Origin of the sequence: Acinetobacter sp. ANC 4169 (genome assembly GCF_002135355.1) — a bacterium.
Classification (GTDB): domain Bacteria; phylum Pseudomonadota; class Gammaproteobacteria; order Pseudomonadales; family Moraxellaceae; genus Acinetobacter.
Genome location: NZ_NEGE01000009.1, coordinates 80,876 through 105,072, shown reverse-complemented (window position 1 = coordinate 105,072; position 24,197 = coordinate 80,876). Strand labels below are relative to the sequence as shown.

At 41.2% G+C, this 24,197-nt stretch carries 20 protein-coding genes and 1 pseudogene; 15 read left to right on the top strand and 6 right to left on the bottom strand.

The window, feature by feature from the left end:
* Nucleotides 1-40: 40 nt before the first annotated feature.
* The 3 genes from B9T26_RS08565 to yccS form a co-directional block, all read right to left on the bottom strand.
* Nucleotides 41-2,704 carry a PepSY domain-containing protein gene (locus B9T26_RS08565; RefSeq protein WP_086199288.1) on the bottom strand — a complete coding sequence of 888 codons (2,664 nt, stop codon included), beginning with the start codon at nt 2,702-2,704 and terminating at the stop codon, nt 41-43.
* A 173-nt stretch (nt 2,705-2,877) separates the two neighbouring features.
* Nucleotides 2,878-3,438 carry a YcxB family protein gene (locus B9T26_RS08560; RefSeq protein WP_086199287.1) on the bottom strand — a complete coding sequence of 187 codons (561 nt, stop codon included), beginning with the start codon at nt 3,436-3,438 and terminating at the stop codon, nt 2,878-2,880.
* A gap of 408 nt (nt 3,439-3,846) precedes the next feature.
* A complete protein-coding gene (yccS, locus tag B9T26_RS08555) occupies nt 3,847-6,021 on the bottom strand; it encodes a YccS family putative transporter (RefSeq protein ID WP_086199286.1) in 2,175 nt (724 codons plus the stop codon).
* 135 nt (nt 6,022-6,156) lie between these two features.
* On the opposite strand from yccS, the gene B9T26_RS08550 reads away from it, so the two are divergent.
* Nucleotides 6,157-7,371: a multidrug effflux MFS transporter gene (locus B9T26_RS08550; protein ID WP_086199285.1), complete on the top strand. Its 1,215-nt coding sequence runs from the start codon at nt 6,157-6,159 to the stop codon at nt 7,369-7,371.
* A gap of 58 nt (nt 7,372-7,429) precedes the next feature.
* Here B9T26_RS08550 and B9T26_RS08545 read toward each other — a convergent pair.
* A pseudogene (locus tag B9T26_RS08545) lies at nt 7,430-8,135 on the bottom strand (nitroreductase).
* Nucleotides 8,136-8,526: 391 nt separating this feature from the next.
* Between B9T26_RS08545 and B9T26_RS08540 the strand changes: the two are divergent.
* From B9T26_RS08540 to B9T26_RS08500, 9 genes are all read left to right on the top strand, one after another.
* A complete protein-coding gene (locus B9T26_RS08540; protein WP_086199284.1) occupies nt 8,527-9,816 on the top strand; it encodes a DcaP family trimeric outer membrane transporter in 1,290 nt (429 codons plus the stop codon).
* Nucleotides 9,817-10,141: 325 nt separating this feature from the next.
* A complete protein-coding gene (locus tag B9T26_RS08535; protein WP_086199283.1) occupies nt 10,142-11,134 on the top strand; it encodes a patatin-like phospholipase family protein in 993 nt (330 codons plus the stop codon).
* A 318-nt stretch (nt 11,135-11,452) separates the two neighbouring features.
* The gene (locus tag B9T26_RS08530) at nt 11,453-11,650 is read left to right on the top strand and encodes a hypothetical protein (RefSeq protein ID WP_171262961.1); all 198 of its coding nucleotides are present in this window, start codon (nt 11,453-11,455) and stop codon (nt 11,648-11,650) included.
* 365 nt (nt 11,651-12,015) lie between these two features.
* Nucleotides 12,016-12,537: an acyl-CoA thioesterase gene (locus B9T26_RS08525; RefSeq protein WP_086199282.1), complete on the top strand. Its 522-nt coding sequence runs from the start codon at nt 12,016-12,018 to the stop codon at nt 12,535-12,537.
* 150 nt (nt 12,538-12,687) lie between these two features.
* Nucleotides 12,688-13,251 (top strand): TetR/AcrR family transcriptional regulator, encoded by a 564-nt coding sequence (locus tag B9T26_RS08520; RefSeq protein ID WP_086199281.1) that lies wholly within the window; start codon nt 12,688-12,690, stop codon nt 13,249-13,251.
* A gap of 27 nt (nt 13,252-13,278) precedes the next feature.
* Nucleotides 13,279-14,469, top strand: coding sequence for an MFS transporter (locus B9T26_RS08515; RefSeq protein ID WP_086199280.1), 1,191 nt, complete (start codon nt 13,279-13,281; stop codon nt 14,467-14,469).
* 13 nt (nt 14,470-14,482) lie between these two features.
* Complete coding sequence (locus B9T26_RS08510) at nt 14,483-15,376, top strand: LysR substrate-binding domain-containing protein (RefSeq protein ID WP_086199279.1); 894 nt, start codon at nt 14,483-14,485, stop codon at nt 15,374-15,376.
* A gap of 144 nt (nt 15,377-15,520) precedes the next feature.
* On the top strand, nt 15,521-16,138 hold the full coding sequence (locus B9T26_RS08505) for a glutathione S-transferase family protein (RefSeq protein ID WP_086199278.1): 618 nt from the start codon (nt 15,521-15,523) through the stop codon (nt 16,136-16,138).
* A 166-nt stretch (nt 16,139-16,304) separates the two neighbouring features.
* Entirely contained in the window at nt 16,305-16,583 is a 279-nt protein-coding gene (locus tag B9T26_RS08500) for a hypothetical protein (RefSeq protein ID WP_086199277.1), read from the top strand.
* A gap of 116 nt (nt 16,584-16,699) precedes the next feature.
* Here the strand turns inward: B9T26_RS08500 and B9T26_RS08495 are convergent, their stop codons facing one another.
* Nucleotides 16,700-18,307, bottom strand: a complete 1,608-nt coding sequence (locus tag B9T26_RS08495; RefSeq protein WP_086199276.1) for a bifunctional 3-(3-hydroxy-phenyl)propionate/3-hydroxycinnamic acid hydroxylase — start codon at nt 18,305-18,307, stop codon at nt 16,700-16,702.
* 322 nt (nt 18,308-18,629) lie between these two features.
* Complete coding sequence (locus B9T26_RS08490) at nt 18,630-18,851, bottom strand: hypothetical protein (RefSeq protein ID WP_086199275.1); 222 nt, start codon at nt 18,849-18,851, stop codon at nt 18,630-18,632.
* A 578-nt stretch (nt 18,852-19,429) separates the two neighbouring features.
* Between B9T26_RS08490 and B9T26_RS08485 the strand changes: the two genes are divergently transcribed.
* The 5 genes from B9T26_RS08485 to B9T26_RS08465 all read left to right on the top strand — a co-directional run bounded on the left by B9T26_RS08485 (nt 19,430) and on the right by B9T26_RS08465 (nt 24,170).
* On the top strand, nt 19,430-20,440 hold the full coding sequence (locus B9T26_RS08485) for a CobW family GTP-binding protein (protein ID WP_086199274.1): 1,011 nt from the start codon (nt 19,430-19,432) through the stop codon (nt 20,438-20,440).
* Between the two features lie 62 nt (nt 20,441-20,502).
* On the top strand, nt 20,503-21,033 hold the full coding sequence (locus tag B9T26_RS08480) for a YaeQ family protein (protein ID WP_086199273.1): 531 nt from the start codon (nt 20,503-20,505) through the stop codon (nt 21,031-21,033).
* An 88-nt stretch (nt 21,034-21,121) separates the two neighbouring features.
* Nucleotides 21,122-21,745, top strand: coding sequence for an MgtC/SapB family protein (locus tag B9T26_RS08475; RefSeq protein WP_086199272.1), 624 nt, complete (start codon nt 21,122-21,124; stop codon nt 21,743-21,745).
* Nucleotides 21,746-21,832: 87 nt separating this feature from the next.
* Nucleotides 21,833-22,168, top strand: coding sequence for an FKBP-type peptidyl-prolyl cis-trans isomerase (locus tag B9T26_RS08470; protein WP_086199271.1), 336 nt, complete (start codon nt 21,833-21,835; stop codon nt 22,166-22,168).
* Between the two features lie 127 nt (nt 22,169-22,295).
* Entirely contained in the window at nt 22,296-24,170 is a 1,875-nt protein-coding gene (locus tag B9T26_RS08465) for a GGDEF domain-containing protein (protein ID WP_086199270.1), read from the top strand.
* The last annotated feature ends 27 nt before the right edge of the window (nt 24,171-24,197 follow it).

The window sequence follows — 24,197 nt, the reverse complement described above, 5'->3', positions numbered from 1 at the left end:
AAAAACCGGGTACTGAGACCCGGTTTTTTATAACATTTAATTAGTAGACATCACGACGATAACGGCCATCCTGGCGTAGCTGGTCAACTGTAGTTTCACTCAGAATGTCGATTAAGGCCTGATCTACATCGCTGGCCATACCATTGATGCTACCGCATACGTAAATCACTGCACCATTGTTTATCCAGGCTTTTAGTTCTTGCGCCTGTTCACGCAATTTATGATGCACATAGATTTTTTCTGCCTGATCACGTGAGAAGGCTAAATCGAGACGTTGTAGCATGCCTGTTGTTTGCCATGCTTCAATTGTGCTTTGATAGAAGAAGTCATGTTCACGTTGGCGTTCGCCAAAAATCAACCAGTTTTGTGTGTAGTCCTGACGGGTACGTGCATGTAACAAACTCATCAATCCGGCAAGACCGGTACCGTTACCAATACAGATTACGGGACGGTTGTCATCAATCAGGTGGAAGGATGGATTGTTGCGGATACGCAGTGCAATCTCGCTATTTAATGGGGCATGCTGAGTAAGCCAGCCTGACCCCAGACCCAATTGACCTTGATCATCGGACTGTTGGCGCACCACTAAACGCAGCACTTGCTGTGAAGGAATACTGGCAATTGAATATTCACGCGAAGGTAGAGTATTCAGCTGTCGCAGCAAATCCTCCATATTGGCAAAAGCTTCAACTTTTACAGTTAAATCTTTATCCCATAAAGCCTGTTCAATAGTGATCTTTAAAGAATCTACCGGAGTATTTTGCTGAATTTGATGCTGTTGCATAAAGTTGGAAATACGCTCAGCACTGTTACCTGGCTGAATTTCGGCAATATCACCGGCTTGCCAGTTCACTTGATGACTTGGTTTAAATTCAATATTAAAGGCGGGCGCACCTAAACTGTTTGGATTAAGCAGATCGCGTTTTGTGAGTGTCCAGCTATCGAAAGTTTTTTCGATGTTCATGGCCTGTAATTCAAGTTGAGTCACTTTGGCTAAGGCATCATTCCATGCCTGAATTTGCTGATTATTGGCATTATCCACCTCAATGGTGGCAAACAATTGCTGTGCGCCATTTTGCTTTAACCAAGCATCAATTTCATGACCAAAACTACAGAATGTATCTGGATACTCGCTAGATCCTAATGCCAGCACGGCATAGTGCAGATGACTCAAATCCAGTTGAGCGGAACGCATTTTTTTGGCAAAGCCTGAGGCTAAATCCGGTGCTTCACCTGTGCCATAAGTACTGGCTACAAACAGCACTTGCTGCGTATTTTTTAATTCATCCAAGCTTAACTGTTGCATGGCTTTCACGCTGACCGGTTGCTGTGCCTGCTGCAAGCTGGTTGCAGTACGCCAGGCCAGTTGTTCTGAAATACCGGTTTGTGAGGCATAGACAATCAGCCAAGGTTTGGCATTGGCATCAATATTGACCGCCGTTAAGCTATTACGTGCTGCTTGAGTCAGTTGCTTTTGCTTACGACGTTTCAGATAAAGCATCCAGCCGGTGACAAAGAATAATGGCATTGCCAGAGCAGCGAGCATTGCCAGGAACTGGTATACCGGACCAAAGAAACTGCCACGGTGTACCGGAAGCATACTGCTCATGATTTTTTCATTTAACTTTTTATCTTCATAAATTTCCATGTCTTTAATGGTGGAAGCTTTATAGTCAAATGTGGCTTTGTTGCGTGCACGTTCATGTTGGGGAATGGCATCGACAAAGCTAATTTCAAGTTCACCATTGGCCTTTTTTGGAACATTCAGGGTAATACTTGAATAATCACGACCCACTTGTGCATTAAAGCCGTTCCAGCTTTGGCTGAGAGCCAGATTGATTTGTTCCGGGCTTAAACCTTTCTTCTCATGCTTTTCACCGCGCTGATGTTCGCCTGCTTGTGCATGATCATTCGCAGGTGCAGTTTTTTCAGTGCTACCTGATTGAGCATTACGTGTTTTTTCGCCTGCACCTTCACGATTGCCGCGTCCTTCACCAGTACGTGGTCCTTCAGCTTCTCCCTTGCTTTGCGGCTGTTCGACACCCATCACGGTATACAGGCCGCTACGCCACCAGCCATAAGACCAGGTCAAGCCTGTACAGGCAATAATCAGGAAGAAAACCACGACCCAGGTGCCAACCACGGCATGCAAGTCCCAAAGGAAATTACGGCCTTTGAGCTGAGGCTTAAGCATCAACCACTGTTTAAAAGAATGCTTTTTTGGCCAGCGCAGATATAGACCGCTCAACACAAAGAACAGCAGCATTAAGGTACATGCGCCAGTAATCTGTTTACCTACAGGGCCTACCGTTAAATTACGGTGCAATTGTTGCACAAACTGGAAGAATTCCCGGCCTTTAATTTCAGGTAAAACTTCGGCAGTGTAGGGGTTAATCATCATGCTATAACCCTTACGTGCACCTTCTTTGACAATATTAATGCTTGAAGATGCTGTCGGGTCTTTGGCTACAGTGATGCTGTTAATTTTCATCTCTGGATCAGTCACCTGGAAATGCTGATACAGTTCGGCAGGGGTTAATTTGTCGCGATTTTCAGCCTGTACCGTATAACTCTGTGGATTCAGCCATTTTTGAATGGGTTGGTCGTAAGAATAGATGGCACCGGTAACGCCCATAATCGAGAGAATTAAGCCGGCGGTAATCCCGAGGAACCAGTGGATCTGAAAAAAGGTTTTTTTTAACATAGCCGAAAAAAGAAGCACAAGAGAAACAGAAGGAGTGCGAATTATAGCTGAACTTCTTGAAGAGAGTGTGTATTTTTGCGATTAATATTCATTCTCATCTATATTTATTTTTATTAAAAAACCCCCAAAGATTTGGAGGCTTTTTATGCAAATATTTTCAATTACAGCAGGGCTTAGATCTGTTTAGCTTCGCCCACTGTTTCAGTCAGGTGCTTGCGAATGGTATTGAAAGAAAAGTTCTTTGAATCCATACGTTTTGGCAGAATATAAGCACCTTGCTGACCTTTGACCTTAAAGTTAATCAACATAAAGTCAGGCGTGTTATACCATTCATACACATCTTTCCAGCCAATTGCGCCCACACCTTCTTGTCCGCCCATTTGTTGACGCATGATCAGACCGTGTGGTTGTACGCCCAAACGAATGCCTTTAATTTCCTGAACCGGAAATTCATTCATTTTGCGTTTTACATACCATTCCAAGCCGAATTTACGGATGAGCAGATAGGCTACAACACAGACCAAAGCCACCCAGCAAAAAATAGTGGAATAATTTTTCAGCAAGATGATGCCGGCAATGGAAAGAATGGCAACAGCTGCCATGATCAACCATGCTTTGGTGCCAATTTTATTGGTGCTACGCCAGATAGCCAGTTGAGCTTGACGTTGTTCAGCCTCGGAAATTTCATAGTTCACAGGCTGTAGGGTATAAGCGTATAAATTTTTCGCGGTCATAATGAATTAACAAATTTAGAACTGTAAAAAGTTTAGCATTATTTATACCAATTCAGTGAGTATATTGTTCCAAAATCATGCTAGGGGCTGTGGGCATTTCATAAATGGCTTGCGCTGTAGGCTAAAATTGAGCATGAGACGTATACGTCGCAAGAATGAAACGAAGAGAATAGCGAGACTATTTTCAAGTTTCATAACGAAATTTGAGATAATTTTAACCACAGCCTGAGCAATAACAAAGCATTGCTTTGTTTGCAGCGCAAGGCGCAGCTCGGGACGAGCATATTTTTTGCTGTTATGTCGTTACGAAGTCGTCATTTAGAATGACTAAATTTCCTACTCCGTGCCTCATATCAGCTAAAAAATATGCATTGTCGCAAACATAGACGAATTGTCCACAGACCCTGTTTATAATGAGGCTAATTCAGTGGCTTTTTCATCACGGTCATGGCTTAAACTTTGCTTTAAACGACTGAGTTGACTCAGAATACTTAACATCAACGATAATTGCTGCAAAACGATCAGCGATTTATGATCATCTTCATTATTTTGGCTTAAGCGTTGACGAATAGTATTCAGCATATTTTGTGCAGTCAGGTCAGGAACTTCATCGTTTAATAGCGCACCGCGAATATCCTCTAAAGCTTTGTCTAATAGCTGCAAAACTTCCTGATCTTTAATCTTCTCGCGATGTGCACCCAGTGCGGCAATATAGCTGAGCAGGGTATGGTTCAGACACAGGAATTCAAAAGCCAGACTTTTTTGTGTCGGATCAAAATCCGGTTCTGTTGCCAAGGTTGAAATAAGTGAGGCAACGTCAGCATCATTATTATGGGCAGCACGACGCACTACACGATATTTCAAGCCGTTATTGCGTCCATTTTTGTATTGTTCAATCACTTCGGCTAAATATTCACATTGGGTGGAGAGTGAACGTCGGATCGTGCGGGGTAAACGGCGGAATTTCCAGTCGGGGAAAATAAAGCTCACCCCAAACCAGGCCAAGGCACAACCAATCAAGGTATCAATCATGCGCGGCAGGGCTGCGGCAAAGCCCATTCCATCGAGGTTAAAATTAATTAACGCCAAAATAGTAATAAAGGCAGTGGCTTGGGCATATTGTTTACTACGTAATTCGAAGAACAGCACCCCGCTTAAAATCAGCAGTAATAATTGACCTTCGATAGAAGGGACGAAGTACAAAATGGCATAACCAAAAATAATACCGACTAAAGTGCCGACAATCCGTAAACGCAGGCGGCGTTTGGTGGCGTTAAAGTTGGGCTGGCTGACAAACAGGGCGGTCAGTAAAATCCAGTAGCCATATTCAATATTGGTCACTTGAACAAAAATATAGCCAATCAGCAAAACGATAGAGACACGAATGGCATGTCTAAACAGTACCGACTCTGGGGTTAAATGTTGCTTGATCCGGATGACAATATCATCCCAGCCTTTTAAGTCATCATCTTTCAGCTGGTTTTCAATATGTTTGCTTTTATCGAACTTGATATGCCGTTCAGTTTCTACGTTACGCAGTTGAGCATCAATTGACTTTAAATTTTGATACAGCGAAAACAGCGCATTGACCCAGACCTGATCATATTGCTGCTCGGCACGAAGTTTTTCCAAAGACAGTTTTAAATTGGCAAAGGCATGTTTAAAGCGTTTGTTATGCTGATAGGTTTCACGCTGCAAAATGCTCTGGCTTAAATCTTTGCAGGCCTTGGCCTGAATAGAGAGAATCCGTTGAAAGCGAAACAAAATATCACTATGTTCAAAAATTTTAACCAGTTTTTGATAATCAATATGCGCTGAATCTGCGCGTTCATGAATATCCTGAGCCACAAAATAATATTGCAGGCTGCGACGGGTATCTTTTTGTCCACGGTCACCTTTTAAACGGGTTAACAGAGCCGTTTTCATCTCGTTGAAAATACCGACCAGCTTGCCATTTTCCAAAGACAGCTCAATCATGCTTTGCTGATAACTGTTTGGGGTCATGTCGACATCGAACAGGTTGGATTTGGCAAACAGAAAATCACCGAGTGACGAGTAGCACTGGGAGAGTTTGTCCTGAACCTGACGAACCGGAAAGAGTAAAAAGCTGATGGTAGAAATCAGCCCATACCACATTGCACCAATCACCAGGAGTCCCGCTTGCGTATACCAGTGATCAAACAGTCCAACGCCCAGCATCGAGTAGACCGAGATGACCAGACAGCCATAAGAAATGGTGGCGTAGCGACGACCGAGTGAGCCCAGTAAAATCCAGCCGATGCATGACACGATCAGCCCGATGGCAAATAAAATGGGATGAGGAAATAAAAAATAAATCGAGACAGCGGTAATAAAGAAGCCGATGTAGGTATAAATCAGGTTCATGATGCGTACCGAAAAACGGTCATCAATATCACTTAAACCGGCAGCGACTACACCTAGGGTCAGGGGAATGGTGGCAAGTTGCTGTCCCATAAAATAAGGCACAAAGGCAGTCCCCGCGAATGCAATAATCATGCGCAGGTTATACATAAATGTCGTGTTATAAGTCGCTTGTTTAAGGCGCGTCAGCCAAGATTTCAAGTTATGTCCTAATCCACAAATGATTTTGCAGCATGCAGTGAAATTATGTGATTTTTCACTCTCATGACTGGGAAATAATACTATGTACAGTGTAAGCTTGTCTGCAAAGCCTACATTTAAAAATTAAATATCAATATGTCTGTACAGCAATCTACACAACCCTATTCAACGGCATGGATTATGCTGCTGGCCTTGCTGACTTCCTTGGGTCCGCTTTCTATTGATATGTACTTGCCTGCCTTGCCACAAATGGCACAGGATTTTGGCGTGAGTACGCAAATGGTGGCCAATACTTTACCGGCTTATTTTCTGGGTCTGGCTTTAGGACAGCTGATTTATGGCCCGCTGAGTGACCGAATTGGACGTAAAGCACCGCTGTATCTGGGTTTAACCTTATATGTACTGGCCAGCCTGTTGTGTGTTTTTGTCAGCAATGAGTGGAGCCTGATTGCAGCCCGTATTGTACAGGCAGTTGGTGGCTGTGTCGGGGTGGTCATTGCCCGGGCTGCCATTCGTGACCGTCTGGATATGCAGGCATCTGCGCAGGCCTTTGCCAGCATGATGATTGTGATGGGGATTGCACCCATTATTGCACCAAGCTTGGGTGCAATGATATTGAAGTTCTTTTCCTGGCAGGCGGTGTTTGTCATTTTGGCTGTGGTGGGGCTGGTCTGTTTGCTGTGTGTACACTTTTTCTTTAAAGAAAGTTTGCCGCATGAACGCCGTTTAAAGTTAAATAGTGGCCAGGTCTTGCGCCTATATATCACTATTTGTAGAGACCCGAGTTTTAAATGGCCAATGCTGGCAGGCTGCTTTTCGGGCGGGATTTTATTCTGCTATATCAGTTCATCAGCTGCAGTGCTGATGGATGATTATGGCTTAACCCAGCAGCAATTCGGTTATGCTTTTGGACTCAATGCCTTTGGCATTATGCTGCTGTCCACTTTAAACAAACGGTTGGCGCAGCGTTTTTCTGTCATGCACCGGCTGAAAATGGGCGGCATATTGCAGCTGATCGGTGCCACTATTTTATTGGTTTCAGGGTTAATGGCGACTAGTCCATTATGGCTAGTCTTTACAGGCATGTTTTTGGCGGTTTCAGGTATTGGTTTTACCGGCCCCAATGCGATGGCCCTGGCCATGTCGGAGCAGGGCGCACGCGCGGGAACCGCCAGTGCAATTATGGGCAGTATGCAGTTTGCCTGTGGCTTGCTCGGTGGAATCCTGTTAAATTTTCTGATCTGGAGTTCGCTGTTGAATATGAGCATTGTCATGTTGCTTTTTGTTGCGATTACCCTGCTTACGATTATGAAACTCAGTTTAAATCAGGCACAACATGAATCTACGTGAAGATGATATGAGCTAAACCCAAAAGAGACCTCTAAGGTCTCTTTTTCTTTAAAACGGTTTATTGATCCATAAAAACCGTGAATTCATCAACCATAATACGCGGTGTAATAAAAGTATTCACAATATCATCAGGATCGGCATAACCGAGTGCAAGGGTACAGACCAGTTCTTCATCTTCAGGTGCATTCAGCACATCCAGTACGATGGGATGGAAATGGTTCCATGCTGCTTGCGGACAGGTATCCAGACCACGAGCCTTGGCAGCGATCATCACGTTTTGAATCATCATGGCAATGTCCATTTTTGAACCAATGCCCATAGCTTTATTGATAGTGAAATATAGCCCAACCGGTGCATCAAAAAGTTGAAAATTGCGCAGCTGCTGACGCGCCATTTTTTCTTTTTCACCCTTTTGAATGTTCAATAAGCCATATAAACCCCAGCCATTTTCACGACGGCGGTCGATAAAGGCCGAAATCCATTTTTCCGGGTAATAGGCAAATGTTTCCTGATACTGCTGCGCCAGTTCCGGTTGCTGCATAAGTTCGGTTTGTGCTTTGCAAACGCTGCACCATTTCATCGCGTTTCTTGCCGCTAACGACATAGACTTTCCAGAGTTGAGTATTGGTGCCTGAAGGCGCGCGGCTCGCTACAGTTAAAATATCCCTAATGATTTGCACATCAACGGCTTTGTTTAAAAAAGCACGTACTGAATAACGTGAGCTAATGGCATGAGCGACATGCTGAACCTGTTGCAAATTTATAAAAATTCCTTTTGAAATGAGTTTTGAGCAAGAATTGACTATATACATTAGTCGAATAGGAATGTGATAAATTTGATATTTTTTGTGTATAAGTAATTGAATATGTAGATTATATGTAAAAAACCATCTCAAAAATAAGATTACTTTTCAATCATTATTTAAGAAAGTTGATTTTAAAATCAATGAGAACTTGCTAGATTTACCAAGATATGTGATTTCCACATATTGTAATTTTATAAAATTTTAATTTTTTACTGTCTCATAAGCTGAGAATGCAATGATTTTTAAGCTTATTAATTTTTGAATGATATTTTCTTTCATCAATTTATAGCATTTTTAAAGATCACTGAGTGCATGGATGCGAATATTTAACAAATCGGAGATTTTGAGAATGAGTCAATTACGTAACGGTAAATTTATTGCTAAAGGTTTAGCATTGGCAGTCACTGCGGTCATGGTCAGTACCGCACACGCAGGTCAGGCTGAACAAAAACAAATTCAAGACTTACGTAAAGAAGTAGAAGCATTAAAATCTTTAATTCAACAGCAACAGCAAGTTCAACAACAGCAACAAACTCAAATTGAGCAAGTTAAGGCACAACCTGTACAACTTGCCGCAGCACCAGCAGCAAAACCTGAAACTCCGGCAACAGGCTTTAAAACCAAAGCCGGTGCAAATGTAAACCTATACGGTTTTGTCCGCGGTGATGCGAACTACATTATTGAAGGTGCAGACAATGACTTCGGCAGTGCTCATACTTCAACCGGCGCAACTCAAGACAAATTGCGTGCTACAGCAAAAGCTACACGTATAGGTCTTGATTTCAATGCACCTGTTGGTGATGCTAAAGTGGGTGGTAAGGTAGAAGTTGACTTTGCAAGCAGTGACAATAACAAGTCTGAAAACTTACGTCTTCGCCATGCCTATTTAACTTATAATGACTGGTTATTCGGTCAAACCACTTCGAACTTCTTGTCAAATCATGCGCCTGAAATGATTGATTTTGCGACTAACATTGGCGGCGGTACAGCGCGTGTTCCACAGGTGCGTTACAATTTTAAACTTGCTCCGCAAACTCAACTTTTTGTTTCAGCTGAAGAAGGCGATAGTTCGGCTACAGGTGATACTATTAAATATAGCGTACCTAACTTAACAGCTAAATTGGTGCAAGGTTTTGCTGATGGTAAAGGGAACGCATCTGCCCGTGCTTTAGTGGAAAATTATAAATCTGCAGATGACAGTGCAGTGGCTTGGGGCTTGGCGGCTGGTGCATCTTATGCAGTAACTGAGCAGTTGAAGTTAAATAGTGATGTTTCTTATTCTCAGGGCAATAGTAACTATTTATACGGTGCTAATTCAGCTTATGTACTTGATGGTAATAATATTGAGCAAAATGAATTTACCGCTGTTCAAGTTGGTGCAACCTATAAAATTTCACCTAAATTGCGTTCAACACTAGCTTATGGTGCACATTTTGCAGATGATGACACTAAATATGCTAAATCTGCATTGACTACCAATGCGAATGAAAAAGTGCAACAAGCGTGGATCAACTTTATTTATTCACCGGCTGCACCGATTGACTTGGGTGTTGAATATGTGAATGGTAAGCGCGACACATTTGCTGGCCAATCATTTAAAGATAACCGTGTAGGTTTGATGGCTAAATATAATTTCTAATTCAAAACTGGAAATTTAAAAAAGAGGCGATTGATTCGCCTCTTTTTTATTTGAAAATTTATTTTTAATCTCCAATTAATATTCAAGCAATCTAATTTATATGATCGTCATCAACCTTCATCCTATAGGTAGGTAAAATATGGCTATGAAAAAAAAGATCAAAAAATGAGATAATATAAAGATGAGATGGCAAATGTATCAATGATGTTTTTAAAGGCTGATATTTTTTGATGAAAAATTTACGAAATAATACAGTTTTGCAAATAAATCATTCTTAAACTGTATGCCTTTTTTACGAACAGCTTTATTTATCTTTAGGTGGTTCATGAGCAACATTAAATTTAGTTTTATTGTTTTGGCAGTATTGGGTCTGGGTGGATGCCAAACGATGGCTCAACCTAAGCTTACTGTTGGTTCGACAGGATTATCTGAACCACCGACTGTAGATGCTCAAGTTCGGGCAGACCGCATTAATTTTAGAAAACTCAAACAGCAAGAAAACCGTCCTATTGTAGCCTTGGTACTGGGCAGTGGTGGTGCTCGGGGCTATGCCCATATTGGGGTCATTCAGGTGCTGGAGCAGCAAGGTATACACCCTGATTTGATTGTAGGAACCAGCGCAGGCAGTATTGTGGGCTCTATTTATGCCAGTGGTAAAACAGCAGAAGAACTCCGCGATATTGCTTTAAACATGAAAGCCAACGATGTCCGTGATGTAAAGCTGGATATGAAAGGCTTTTTTGACGGTCAAAAAGTTGAAAATTACGTCAATCAGCAAGTCAATAATACGCCCTTAGAGTCGCTAAAAATCCCGATGTACGTGGTCGCAACGGAATTAAAAGAAGGCAAAAAAGTCGTCTTTAACTATGGCAATACCGGACAGGCAGTACGCGCTTCGGTGTCTATTCCAAGCATGTTTATTCCGACCAAAATTGGGGGGGATGAATATGTGGATGGCGGTTTGGTGAGTCCAGTGCCTGTAGGCGTGGCCCGTGATTTGGGTGCTGATATTGTGATTGCGGTGGATATTCTGGCGCAACCGATGCATACCGAGACCAGTAATGTTTGGGGAATGTTCAATCAAAATATTAATATTATGCAAAGCCGTTTAGCTGAAGAAGAGCTAAAGCATGCAGATATCGTGATTCAGCCGGATTTAAGGGAAAAAGGCCATATATTTGATGTAAAAGGCCGTGCAATGACCATGCAAGCCGGCGTAGATGCAGCGCAAAATCAATTAAATAGCATTACAGCTTTATTGAAACAGAAACATTATCCATTCGGTCATACCGTTCAGCAATTAAGCGCACAGGATTAGCCATTCAATAGACTGCAATGATGAAATCGAATAGTGCTAGGGCTTAGATTCATCATTGCGATGCTGTTATTTGTTAGTCGGTTTAAATTTTGGTTTTGATTGATAATTGATCAAAAATAATAGAGTGGTACTTTAAAGATAAACTAATTAATTGATATTTCTCAATAAAATAAACTAAGTGATGAAAGCTTTTGTACTATATAATTTTTATATTAATATGTTTTTGTTCAATGATTTAAGTTTACCGGTGGATCAAAATTCACTAAACTGGGTTTCATTGAAATGGTGATGAAAGCATATTTCTGTAAGGATGGTTAAATGAATAGCAGTAGTATGAAAATAGAAAAATTTTTAATCGGTCAAAAAGTCAAAATGGCAAGTATGGGGCATCTGGTATTTACCGTCATTGCAGAAAATACCGATGGTACTTATAGTGTTGAAACTCAGTTAGACCAGCAGAATGTCCTAAGTTACGGCAATATTTCTAAAGAAATGCTGCGTAAGATAATAGCTTAATCTAATTTTAATTAGGCAATTTATCTGTAGGATGAAACAGGTGAGAGCATCGCACTTGCGCACCCATGGATTTAATATTTTGTTTTATCCAGACTTGATTGAGTGATGACCAAAACAAATGTTTTTAAAAACATAACCATATTTTTTGTAATCTAATTTTTAGAACAAATATTCTATTAAAATCAGTCTATAAGAAAAATGCTTATGCGTCAGTGAGTTGGTAAATTTGATATATATTTTCTTGAATGATGCCAAAATCACTATAAATAATAATGATGGTTTTATTGCCAATTTCCACATTCTATTGCGCAGAAAAACGCTATAATCCTTGCTTATACTGTCTGTAAATGAGTCTAGAGAACGCGATGTCCCCATTAGATCAAATTGCTCCAGCATTAGATGACCAGTCTGAATTAACCATGACAGTCTTAATGACTCCTGATATGGCAAACTTTTCAGGAAATGTGCATGGCGGAACAATTCTAAAATTACTGGATCAAGTCGCATACGCATGTGCTAGCCGTTATTCAGGCAGTTATGTCGTGACCTTGTCGGTCGATAAAGTAAATTTCAAAGAACCGATTCATGTTGGTGAACTCGTGACTTTCCTTGCCAGTGTCAACCATGTCGGTCGTACCTCTATGGAAATCGGGATTCGCGTAGAAGCACAGAACATCCAGAAGCGTACCGTACGTCATACCAATAGCTGCTATTTCACCATGGTGGCCGTGGATGAAAATGGTAAACCGAAACAGATTCCTGCATTAAATCTGGACAATGACTGGAAACGTTGCCGTTTTGAGGCTGCTGAACATCGCAAAGTAGCACGTTTGCAAGAAAGCCATCATCCTTCATGCAGTATTTATAAAAAAACCTCGCAATGCTAATACTGTATTAAAGATTAAAGTCAACTAAAAGTTGATGTATTAAAAGACTGCTTTGAAGCGGTCTTTTTTTGATTTTAAAGGGATGATCAGATCTGTACAGGAAGCAAAAATTAGCCTAATATAAAACGATACGTATCGTTTCGGTGGCTTATGTCTGAGTTAGAGAAAACTTCCCGGCGCAAGCAATGTATTTTGCAGGCAGTGACTGCAGCGCTAGAAGAGGATGACTACAGTCATTTAACCATTGAAGATATTGCCGCACGTGCAGGGGTGGGTAAGTCGACCATTTATCGCTGGTGGAAGCATAAATCTGATTTGGTCTTTGATGCCTTTAAAGAGCACACCGCTTCAGTCTTTGATCTGGATTTTCAACAGAGTCTGGAATTCAATCTGAATCAGCAGCTTTTAAAATTGTCCCTCGCGCTACATCATCCTTTAGGGCGCGCCTTATTGGTGGTCATGGCCGAGCATCGTGAAGCTGCCGGTGAATTCTTCAGGTTGTATTTATTACCGCGTCGGGAGCAAACACGCAAGCTGATTCAACTCGCCATAGAGCGTAACGAAATTATTGCAGATTACCCCTTTGAACTGATGCTGGATACGCTGTATGGGCCAATTCATTATCAGATTATTTTCTTTAATTGCATGCCGGATGAAACTTACATACGTAATCTTGTACGTTTGGTGATGCAACCTGTTCTGGTTCAAAAGTAGCACTAGGCTACCGCTAAGTGGGGCATTATGTCTGCGACAAACACTGAGCGTTTATGGAATCGCTCGTTTATATTGTGTCTATGCAATAACCTGTTTTTATTTACCTATTATTATGCCTTGTTGACCATTCTGCCGATTTACATCATGAAGGATTTAGGCGGAACGGTGAAAGAAGCAGGTTTGGCATTGACCCTGTTTCTGGTGTCTTCGATTGCAGTTCGGCCATTTTCCGGACTGATTGTGGAAAAATTAGGTAAAAAAATCGCCTTTCGCGGTTCAGAATTGCTGTTTGTTCTTTTTGCTTTTAGCTATTTATTTGCCGACAGCATGTGGGCCTTATTGCTGATTCGTTTTATTCACGGCATCTGGTTTAGCGTATTAACCACGGTGACCGTGCCCATAGCCAACGATTTTATTCCCGATCATCGCAAGGGCGAGGGCATGGGCTATTTTGTCATGTCGACCAATCTTGCCGTGGTATTTGGGCCTTTAATTGCCTTAACTGTTCTGCAATTTACTGATTTTATAATGTTATTTGCGCTGTTAACCGCAGTGATCAGTCTGGGTTTTATCTTCTGTTTAATGATTCCAGTACAGGAAAACAAGATCACTCTTCTCAATGTTCATACGGAAAAGCCACGACTGGGCTTTCATGACATTATTGAAACACGTGCCATACCGATTGGCTTTGTCGCATTGCTGACCGCATTTGCCTATTCCAGCATTATGAGTTTCATTGCTGCTTATAGTGAATCTAAAGATCTGCTTGCGTATACCAGCCTGTTTTTTATTGTCTTTGCCATTTCCATGATTGTGGTACGACCGTGGGTGGGCAAAATTTATGATCGTAAGGGTGCCAGTGCAGTCATTTATCCCTCATTTATTTTCTTTGCCTTAGGTCTGGTGGTGGTCAGTTTGATCTCCAATCAATGGCTGCTTTGGTTATCTGCTATATTTATTGGTATTGGCTATGGCTCACTATTTCCGTGCTTTCAAACCATAGCCATCCAGTCTGTAGCGAAACAGCGTATGGGACATGCCATTTCCACTTTCTTCACCCTGTTTGATTTGGGTATGGCAATCGGTTCAGTCATTTTAGGCTTGATGATTGCCTATTATGGTTATCAACTGAGTTATTTATTCTGTGCTGTAATTACTGTGCTGACTTTATTTGTTTATAAATACACGGTTTCGGCATCACTCAAGCAACTTAAATAAAGAGGTACGGTACGTGGAATTACGTCATTTACGCTATTTTGTTGCAGTTGCACAAGAACTGAATTTTACCAAGGCGGCACAGCGGATGTGTACGGTGCAGCCTTCTTTAAGCCAGCAAATTAAAGACCTTGAACAAGAAGTCGGGGTGCAATTACTGGTTCGATCGAATCGGAAAGTTGAACTGACAGAAGAAGGCAAAGCCTTTTTAAAAGAGGCTTTGTTAAGTCTGGAACATGCTGAAAAAGCGATTCAGGATGCGCGGAAAATTGCCAACCTGAGCAAAGACCAGCTGAATATTGGCTTTGTGCCTGTAGCGGAAATGAAAATTTTTCCCTATATCATGCCGAATATCCGGGCGCATTTTCCCGACATCAAAATCAACTTTCATAGCCTAACTGATGCTAACCAGTTTAAAGCCCTAAAAAAAGGTGATATTGATATTGCCTTTACCCGCTATGTCGATGAATCGAACGAACTGGAACACGTGCAAATTTTTAGTGAACCGCTGGCTTTAATTGTGCCGAAGGATTCACCGATTGCCGAGCAGCGTCATATTAGTATCAAGAGTTTTAATCATCAGAATTTTGTGATTAGTGATGAGGATGCCTCACCGCAGTTGCACAAAATTATTACCGATTTCTTTAGGCAATCTAAACTGGACGTCAACATCGTCCAGCATTCGACCAACATTCTGTTAAATGTCAATCTGGTCGGCATGGGGGTGGGTTGGAGCCTGGTACCGGCTTATGTGATCCCGCTACTGGGGGATAAAATTATTGTAAAAAATACCATTGAACCTTTGCCGATGATTGACCTGTATGCCAGTTACCGTAAAGGGCAAAAAAATGAAGTGATTGAGCTGATTTTAAAAATCTTAAAAGAACAGTTTTATATGGGTTTCTTTTAATAATACATTTTTTACAGTGCACGATGCTTTTTTTAAATGAGAAGCATCGCTGCGCATGGCCATGCTGTCACATAACAATTATCCCTCGCTTAATTAAATTGATCTATACTCGAAACCTAAAACAAAAATATAGGCCGAACAACAATGATCAAGCTGTATAACAATGCGCAATCACGTGGCATGACCCTGCTGCCTTTACTGAAAGAGCTGGGTATAGAAGACCAGATTGAACAGATTCAAGTGCCGTATGAACAGATGCATCAAGCTGAATATCTGAGCATTAATCCGATGGGGAAAGTACCGTGTCTGGTCGATCAGGGCGTTGTGGTGTCGGAAGTGGCAGCCGTATTTGCTTATCTGGCGGACAAATACATGGAAAAGGGATTAGCTCCGGCACTGGATGATCCCAAGCGTGGTGCCTATTTAAAATGGATGTTCTTCTGTCATGGCCCATTGACTGAATATATGGATATGAAAGGCTTGCATATTTCCAATGAGCAGATTGAAGCAAAAAGAAGCAGTCTGAGTTTTGGTAATGAAGAGAGCGTATTTGCATTTCTAAAAAATGGTATCAAAGAAGCGAATCCATATTTGCTGGGCGAGAAAATTTCAGCAGCAGATTTATTTTTTGGTTACTGGCTGGTTTTTGCCATATCGTTCAAAATATTGCCTTATCTTGATGAGTTCAAGCCCTTTATTCAATTGCTGGCACAGCGTGATTCCATGAAAGATGTGCCATGGTTTCAGAAAATAAATACTTAATATTTTTTTGTTCTTTCATTTATGCAAAATCAAAAAACTATTTGAACACCTATTCTCATTCAACTAGATCTGGGATGAAAGGAGATTGTGATCCTGTGAATAATGTTCGAGTTATCGTAGATTCCAAAACAGGTTGAGTCGTAATAACTATGAAAGGAAATCTGTAATGGAAGAAAATATAAAGCTTATTGAATCCTTATACAAAAGGATTTCAGTAATTCTTTTAAATGAATGGGATCCTATTGGTGTGCAAGATTTTCCAGAAGCATTTGATGAATATGATAGCTATGTTGCGCCATTGTATAAAATGCTGATAGACAAAAAACCATTACTAGATATATTCGAGTATTTAGTTTGGGCTGAGTCAGAGCATATGGGTTTAAGCACTGTTGATAGGCAGCATACTCATCTTGTTGCCCAAAAATTGAAAGACCTTAGCGGTTAAATTGATTCTGTGACTAATTTTGTCTAGTTCCGCAAAGAATTTAGATAAAAAAAGACCACGCTTTCGCGTGGTCAGGCCTCTGAATAAGATTCAGTGAATGTATTGTTATATCGGCATTATTTTACGTGTAGCTTTTTAAACAATTGTTGGCTCACGTGGTCTAAAGTTTGTGGAATGGCTAGGGCTGCCACAAAACGGTCAGGACGTAAAATAACAACAGAGTCAGATGTTTTACCAAACCAGCTGCGAATATCGGTACCAATATCACCGATGGTAATCACGCCGTCAAATTGCTTACGGTTTTCATTGCCAAACTGAACTTCAGGAATCACCTGAATGAATTTGACGCCTAATTTTTGCCATACCTGCATGGTGCTCTCGCTGATGCCCCATTGAGGATCGACTCCCCAGGCAATAATGGCAAAGTCATTACCGATCACATCATCCAGTAAAACTTTTTCACCCGACTCAAGTTTTACATGCGGCTGAATAAACATCTTGCCGATAGGAGATTCTTTTTTACCATCTGCAAGCAAGGCACCATCGTTATATTTCGGCATCGGTTTAAAACGCATTTCAAGCAAATACTGTTTAATCGGCTTGATGTAATTCAACGCATAGGCAATACCGTCACGCACGAAACCTTGCCATTTTTTCGGTGGCGCAAGCACGTGGCCTGCCATCACAGAAAGGTCAATCATAGCTTTGGCATGGTCTTTACGTTCAATCTGGTAAGAATCCAGCAGATCTGGAGTAGCCTTACCCTGAACAACCAAGGCCATTTTCCAGGCCAGGTTAAAGGCATCACGCATACCGCTGTTATAACCCTGACCTTGCCATACCGGCATAATATGTGCGGCATCACCGGCAAGTAAAATGCGGTCTACACGGAATTTATCGGCAATACGTGCGTTGTGGGTATAAACACGCTGACGAATCACTTCGATATTTTCAGCATTCGGCAGTACTTTAGACAGTAATTTGGCGATGTTTTGCGGTTTGCTCAGTTCTTCCTGAGTTTCACCCGGCATCACCATAAATTCGAAACGGCGGATACCATGCGGAAGTGCAGCAGAAACATAGGGACGCACAGGGTCACAGCACAGGTAAATGTGTGGAGTCGCTAGAGGATCATTTTCAATGTCGATCACGATCCATTGATTCGCTGCGGTTTTACCATCAAAACCAATATTCAAGGTACGACGTACAATCGAGTTACCACCATCACAGGCAATTAAGTATTTTGCTTGAACAGTTTCTTCTTTCTGGTTTTTGTCTTGAATCTTAAGCGTTACGCCATTGGCATCTTGGCTAAACTCATTAAGCTGACGTGAAAAAAGCACTTCAGTTTTTTCGTATTGTTTTAAACCTTGTAGTAACACATTATCTACTTGAGGCTGAATAAATGCGTTACGACGCGAGAAACCAAATTCACGGGTCAGCGGTTGAATGTCTGCGAAACAGCGACCTTTAGGGGTCAGGAAGCGCATTGCGTGGTTCGGTGTGGTATGCGGCAAGACCTGATTGACCAGACCCAGTGATTGAATGGTACGTAAAGACTCATCATCAATACCAATAGCACGTGGGTAGTCAATCAAACTATCCAGTTGCTCAATAATAGTGACTTGAACGCCTTGTTTACTTAAATAGTTCGCAATCGTCAAACCTACAGGGCCTGCACCCAAGATTGCCACTTCAGTGGTGTAATTTGTTTTGTTGCTCATAGCGAATGTCCATTCAATCAATTCACATTTAACTGTATTAACGGTGAATTTGAGGGTCTAAACAAGCTATGCCATAGTAGAGATGTTGAATAAAAAGAAAACAGCTTTACAAGAAATAATTTATTAAAATATTGAAAATTAATAATTATATTTATATTTAACTATAGGGTTTTACAGATTGATGATCATTTTTTTCTATCATTGAGCAAGACTTTTGAGAAATAAAAAAAGCTGAATTATGAGCATAATTCAGCTTTGAACTCTAAAGCATTCACTTGTATGGACAAGGTGGGGGTAATAATTTAGAGATCGAGTTTGAATGTTATTGCGCAGGTTTAGTCGGTGCTTCTTCTACAGCAACTTCTGACGCGGGTTGAGCTGATGTAGGCTTGGTTGCAGCACTTTCAGGGGTAGCCGTTTCCGGTTGTTCTTGAGTAGAAACAATCACTTTTTCTTCTTGGGGGTGTTTATCAGCACTAGCAGCAAACGTGGTTGCAGCAGCAAAGCTAAAAGTAGAAGCAAGTAATAGTTGAGTTAATTTCATTTTAAGCATCCTGTTATTCTTTAAAAGTTATTAGATCCATATTCATCATCACATAAATATGGACAGGGCTCATGCTAAAGAGCCTTGAGCGGGGGAGCAATCAAAGCAACAAAGTGAAACAGATCGATTAACAGGAAAAATACAAGCAAGTTTTTACTGTGCATTTACTGTAAATAATAATTAAAAAATTGCACAAAAAATGTATGAAGATATTTCTATTGAGGCTTATCAACAGGCTGTTTTTTACTTGTGATATACAAAACAGGGCAACAACCGCATTTTTGCAGATAGCTTACTTGCGATTAAATGTAAAAAAATCTTTCAGAATTTGCGCAAAAGTTTAACAACTCACGCTTGAAGTTGCTCTTCCCCATAGTTAGCTCACAAGCAAGGTTGCTAAGCATGTCTATCAACAAAAGAATAAGCGATAAAAAGGCCAGGCGAAGCGTTAAATCCTGTTGAATTCGTTGCGATCCCGCATGGAAAAAATTAAAGTGGAGCTAGCTGCCGATGGCTTGAGAGGGCAGTGCACCTTTGTAGCCATTCATTTTAGTCTCTCCCTCAAAAGCGAGTAAATTTTGAAACTGATTTCTCCAACTCAAGCTGTGCCTACGCATATTATCTCCGGATTTTTAGGTGCTGGGAAAACCACCTTGCTCAAGCATTTGCTCAGTCAAAAGCCAGAAAATGAAGTATGGGCAGTATTAATGAACGAGTTTGGACAAATTGGGGTTGATCAGCAGTTGTTGCCGCAAACGCAAGGTTATGAAGTTAAGGAATTACTGGGTGGCTGTCTGTGCTGTAGCAGCCAGTTGCCAATGCAGATTGCCTTGTCGCGATTATTGTCAGAAAGCAAACCGGACCGGTTATTTATCGAACCGACAGGGCTGGGGCATCCTGCACAACTACTGGAACAACTGACTGAACCACATTGGCAGCAGAGTATCGCCATGCAGGCATTAATAACCGTGATTGATGGCTCGCGTTTGCATGATAGTGATTGGACACAGCAAAATCTGTATGCAGATCAGTTAAAAGCAGCAAATATTATTGTGGTTTCTCATGCTGACACTATGAATTTTGCAGATGATCAGGCTTTAGACGCACTTAAAAGCGAATATCAGGCTTATCAGCAAATCTGGCTGATGAGCGGGCAGGAGCAGATTTCACTTCAGCAAATTGATCTGCCTTATGTCGGGACGGAACGCAAAATTCAGCCCTTACTGAAAATTCAAAAGACATTTTCAGCTGGACAGCCACTACCGGAAATTAAACAGTTACCTTATCACTATGTCGAGACCACACAAGGCTATAGCGTGGCTGGCTGGAAACTTCCCAAACGCTGGCAATTCGATTTTTATGCCTTATTGGATTTGCTTTGTGAACAGCAAGATTGGCTGCGGATTAAAGCAATTTTTAATACCAATCAGGGCTGGAAAAGTTTTAATTTTAATCCGGAACAGTTTAATTATCAGTCTGCGGAAGAAGGCATTGATAACCGCATTGAAATCATTGTGCGAGATCAGCGCGATTGGCAATATTTTGAAGATCAATTATTGCAAGGCCAGATTCATCCAGATCTGGATTAAAAACTTTTCAGCAAAATACATCCAAATCTTATATGCTAGGCGCCAAATTTGAGGACACTTTTATGGCGCTTAAAGCTACGATTTATAAGGCAGATTTAAATATTGCCAATATGGATGATCATCAGTACGGTGATTATCAACTTACGATGGCGCTACATCCATCGGAAACCATTGAACGCTTGATGGTACGTATTTTGGCCTATGCCCGTTTTGCAGATGAAGCCCTGGAGTTTACCAAAGATCTGTTTGAAACTGCTGAACCGGCTTTGTGGCAAAAAGACCTGACTGGTCAGCTGATCAAGTGGATTGAAGTGGGCAGTCCAGATGAAGATAAGGTGAAAAAAGCCAGTGCGCGTTGTAAGCAAGTGGCTGTAGTCACTTACGGGGCAGCTGTAGATGAATGGTATAAGCGCAACAGCAAATTAAAAACCTTAAGCAATGTAGAAGTGTGGAAACTTTCTACCGCGACTACAGAGGCATTGCCACAATTATGCGAGCGCACCATGCAATTGCAGTTAAACGTGATGGATGGTGAATGGACCTTGATTGGCGAACATGCCCAGGTTGTGGTGGAATGGGAACAATTACAATAAATATATACAGGTTGCAGGTCTAGGCTTGCATCCTGATTTAAAAATTGCGTATACCTGAAAACAATAAAAATGAATAAAGGGAAAATATATGCATCCGGATCTCTATCGTTTGCTGATTGCCCTGGGCATTGGGGCAATTATTGGCGCAGAGCGCGAATATCGAAGTAAATCGGCTGGCCTCCGAACCATGATCATGGTCAGTCTGAGTTCGTGTTTGTTTACCATTATGTCTTTAAAAATTGGTGTAGATAGCCATGACCGGATTGCAGCCAATATTCTGACGGGGTTGGGCTTTGTTGGGGCAGGGGTGATCTTTAAAGACGAAAACCGGATATCGGGGATCACTACCGCAACGACCATCTGGATGACAGCGGCATTGGGCATGGCGGCTGGTGCAGGCTATGAACTGTTAAGCCTGTACGCCACCTTCATTGTTTTAATCGTGCTGATTTTTTTGATCTATGTTCAGGAGGGTATAGAAGCCCTGAGCCATGCCCGCACATATCGAATTATTTGTCCTTATCAGCGCCAGACTTTAGATCAATATGAAGAGTTGTTTAAAACCTATGACATGAAAGTAGTTCGCAGTGTGCAACATAAAACCGAGCAGCGCATTAGCGGGCGCTGGATTTTGATCGGTTCGGCTGAAAACCATAAAAAACTCACTGCTTATTTATTGAATGATTCCAATATCCAGGAGCTGAGCTTTTAAAGATACATTCGCCAAATCCTAAAGCATTCAGCTAAATCCAGTTATACTAAGCATTGAAAATTTGATGCTCAGTTTAGGTAGATAACCATGAATGAATTAGAAATTATTGATTTAAAAGTCGGTGAAGGTAAAGAAGCTGTCAAAGGTGCACTGATTACTACCCATTACACTGGCTGGCTGGAAGATGGTACCAAGTTTGATTCATCTATTGACCGTGGTAACTACTTTGAAACTGTGATTGGTACTGGCCGTGTCATTAAAGGCTGGGATCAGGGCATCATGGGCATGAAAGTGGGTGGTAAACGTAAATTATTGGTGCCTGCACACCTGGCTTATGGTGAACGCAAAATGGGCAAGATCATTCCAGCCAACTCAAATCTTATTTTTGAAATTGAACTGTTTGATGTCAAAACACGAGATTAATCCGCATTAATGGTTGATTAAAAAATATTCTGCAAGAGACAAGGATGAATCTTGCAAATATATGAAAAATTATTTGAGTTTTATTTTTTTATCGCTACATTAAAGAAGGGGTAGGCGTAATTTAAGGATGATTCGCTTTTTGTATAAAATTCAGAAACTGTTCCATTTTTTCAAACTTTTTCTAGCAATATGTCTATGCATAGGTCTGGGACAAAAACAGGTCTGGGCATTATATGAAGCCGCGCCTGAATCCTATTATTTACATCAAAAAATCTTGAATGATGTTGAGTTTACCGAGAATAGTTCTATTCCGTTAAAAGAAACATGGCAGTATTATCCTGAGCAGTTTATTACTGAGCCCAGTTCTGTTTTAAAATCTGACACGGTGAGTTTGCCAGCCTCATTTAAAGACATCACCGGAACCAATCAAACCTACGGTACATTTGTTGGTCATTTTAAAATACCCAAGCAATTTGTTGGGCGCCGTATTGCGATTTTTATTCCGAATCAATATGGTGCTTACCGGCTGTATTTAAATGGTGATTTTCTCCTTCGAATGGGTAAAGTGGGAAAAGATGAACGCAGCCATCAAACAGAAAATTCCCCTAAAATTGCTTTTTTTGTGGTAGAAAAAGAATATTTTACAATTGCTATCCAGGCGTCCAATTTTAATCATCTGCATGGCGGGCTGGAGAATCCGATGCGGATTGGCTTAGGCAGCACCATTAGCCGCCAGTTCCAGCAGTTGATGATGAGTATTGGTTTGGTCTGTGGTGCCGTACTGGGTGTGGGTATATTTACCCTCATGTTTTCCGTATTTCAAAAGGCGATTGGTCGCGGCACTATCCGCGTATTTGTGTTCGGTATTTTTATCTTATTCTTGGCCTTGCATAATTTATTTTCAGCACCTTATGCCTATACCACCTTTACCAATATTAGCTGGTTATGGGGAGTGCGCCTAGAATATCTCTTTACATATTTGGCAGTTGCATTTTTTATCAGTTATATGTTTTTACTCAACCGGCGCTATTTACATCCGGTTGTTTACGGTCTGGCAATGCTCATATTGAGCATTGATATGCTCGTGACCTTGTTTACTGTACCTGAATTTTTTCAGCGCTTTGCTTTTTATAGTTCCATCATCAGTCCGATTGTGATTCTAAATTTTGCTCACGGTTTTTATCTGACTGTGAAATCGAAAGAGCAATATTCAAGCATTAATTTATGGGCCGTGATTTTATTATGCGTGACATTTTTACATGACTTTTTATTATCGCTAAACCTGATCGAGTCCTTTAACTTAACTTTTATTTCAACCAGTTTCTATGCATTGCTGATTATGTTTCAGCAGGCAAAAAATTATGCCAAGCATACTCATTATATTCAGCAATTGAACCATAATTTATTTGAGCTGAACCGATCTCTGGATCAGAAAGTACAGGAACGTACCTCGCAGTTGCATCAGCTTAATGAACAGTTGGAACGGCAAATTCAAATTGATGCATTAACAGGTGCCTTTAACCGGCGTGCATTAAATACCGAAATTCAGCGATTATTTACCCTGACACAAAGTCAAAGTAATAGCGCTTTGGCATTTGCCATGTTGGATGTCGATTATTTTAAAAATTACAATGATTATTATGGGCATTTGAAAGGCGACGTGATTTTGCAGGATTTGGTCAAGGTTATCCAAAGTGCCTTGCCGCCGTCTGCTTATGTGGCTCGCTATGGCGGGGAAGAGTTTGCCATTGTATTGCATAATGTGCCGGGTGAAGTGGTTTTAAATGTATTGCAACAGGTTTTAAATGCGGTAAGAAACAGCCAGTTTGAACATTTAAACCGGCCGGATCAAAAACAATATGTGACATTAAGTATGGGTGTAGCCTGGATGGATCGCCATCATCAATATGCCGATATTCATGAACTGATGAAAGCTGCCGATGTCCAGCTTTATGCAGCCAAAGCCGCCGGACGGGATCAATATCAGCCATATCTGGCTTAGTTTTTTTAAGCACTTTTAATTAAAAAA

Coding starts and splice junctions, on each gene's coding strand:
- B9T26_RS08475 (WP_086199272.1), top strand. CDS start 21,122: ATGCATCCGGATCTCTATCGTTTGCTGATTGCCCTGGGCATTGGGGCA.
- B9T26_RS08515 (WP_086199280.1), top strand. CDS start 13,279: ATGTCTGCGACAAACACTGAGCGTTTATGGAATCGCTCGTTTATATTG.
- B9T26_RS08505 (WP_086199278.1), top strand. CDS start 15,521: ATGATCAAGCTGTATAACAATGCGCAATCACGTGGCATGACCCTGCTG.
- B9T26_RS08535 (WP_086199283.1), top strand. CDS start 10,142: ATGAGCAACATTAAATTTAGTTTTATTGTTTTGGCAGTATTGGGTCTG.
- B9T26_RS08520 (WP_086199281.1), top strand. CDS start 12,688: ATGTCTGAGTTAGAGAAAACTTCCCGGCGCAAGCAATGTATTTTGCAG.
- B9T26_RS08465 (WP_086199270.1), top strand. CDS start 22,296: ATGATTCGCTTTTTGTATAAAATTCAGAAACTGTTCCATTTTTTCAAA.
- B9T26_RS08480 (WP_086199273.1), top strand. CDS start 20,503: ATGGCGCTTAAAGCTACGATTTATAAGGCAGATTTAAATATTGCCAAT.
- B9T26_RS08500 (WP_086199277.1), top strand. CDS start 16,305: ATGGAAGAAAATATAAAGCTTATTGAATCCTTATACAAAAGGATTTCA.
- B9T26_RS08495 (WP_086199276.1), bottom strand. CDS start 18,307: ATGAGCAACAAAACAAATTACACCACTGAAGTGGCAATCTTGGGTGCA.
- B9T26_RS08565 (WP_086199288.1), bottom strand. CDS start 2,704: ATGTTAAAAAAAACCTTTTTTCAGATCCACTGGTTCCTCGGGATTACC.
- B9T26_RS08470 (WP_086199271.1), top strand. CDS start 21,833: ATGAATGAATTAGAAATTATTGATTTAAAAGTCGGTGAAGGTAAAGAA.
- B9T26_RS08560 (WP_086199287.1), bottom strand. CDS start 3,438: ATGACCGCGAAAAATTTATACGCTTATACCCTACAGCCTGTGAACTAT.
- B9T26_RS08540 (WP_086199284.1), top strand. CDS start 8,527: ATGAGTCAATTACGTAACGGTAAATTTATTGCTAAAGGTTTAGCATTG.
- B9T26_RS08550 (WP_086199285.1), top strand. CDS start 6,157: ATGTCTGTACAGCAATCTACACAACCCTATTCAACGGCATGGATTATG.
- B9T26_RS08490 (WP_086199275.1), bottom strand. CDS start 18,851: ATGAAATTAACTCAACTATTACTTGCTTCTACTTTTAGCTTTGCTGCT.
- B9T26_RS08530 (WP_171262961.1), top strand. CDS start 11,453: ATGAATAGCAGTAGTATGAAAATAGAAAAATTTTTAATCGGTCAAAAA.
- B9T26_RS08525 (WP_086199282.1), top strand. CDS start 12,016: ATGTCCCCATTAGATCAAATTGCTCCAGCATTAGATGACCAGTCTGAA.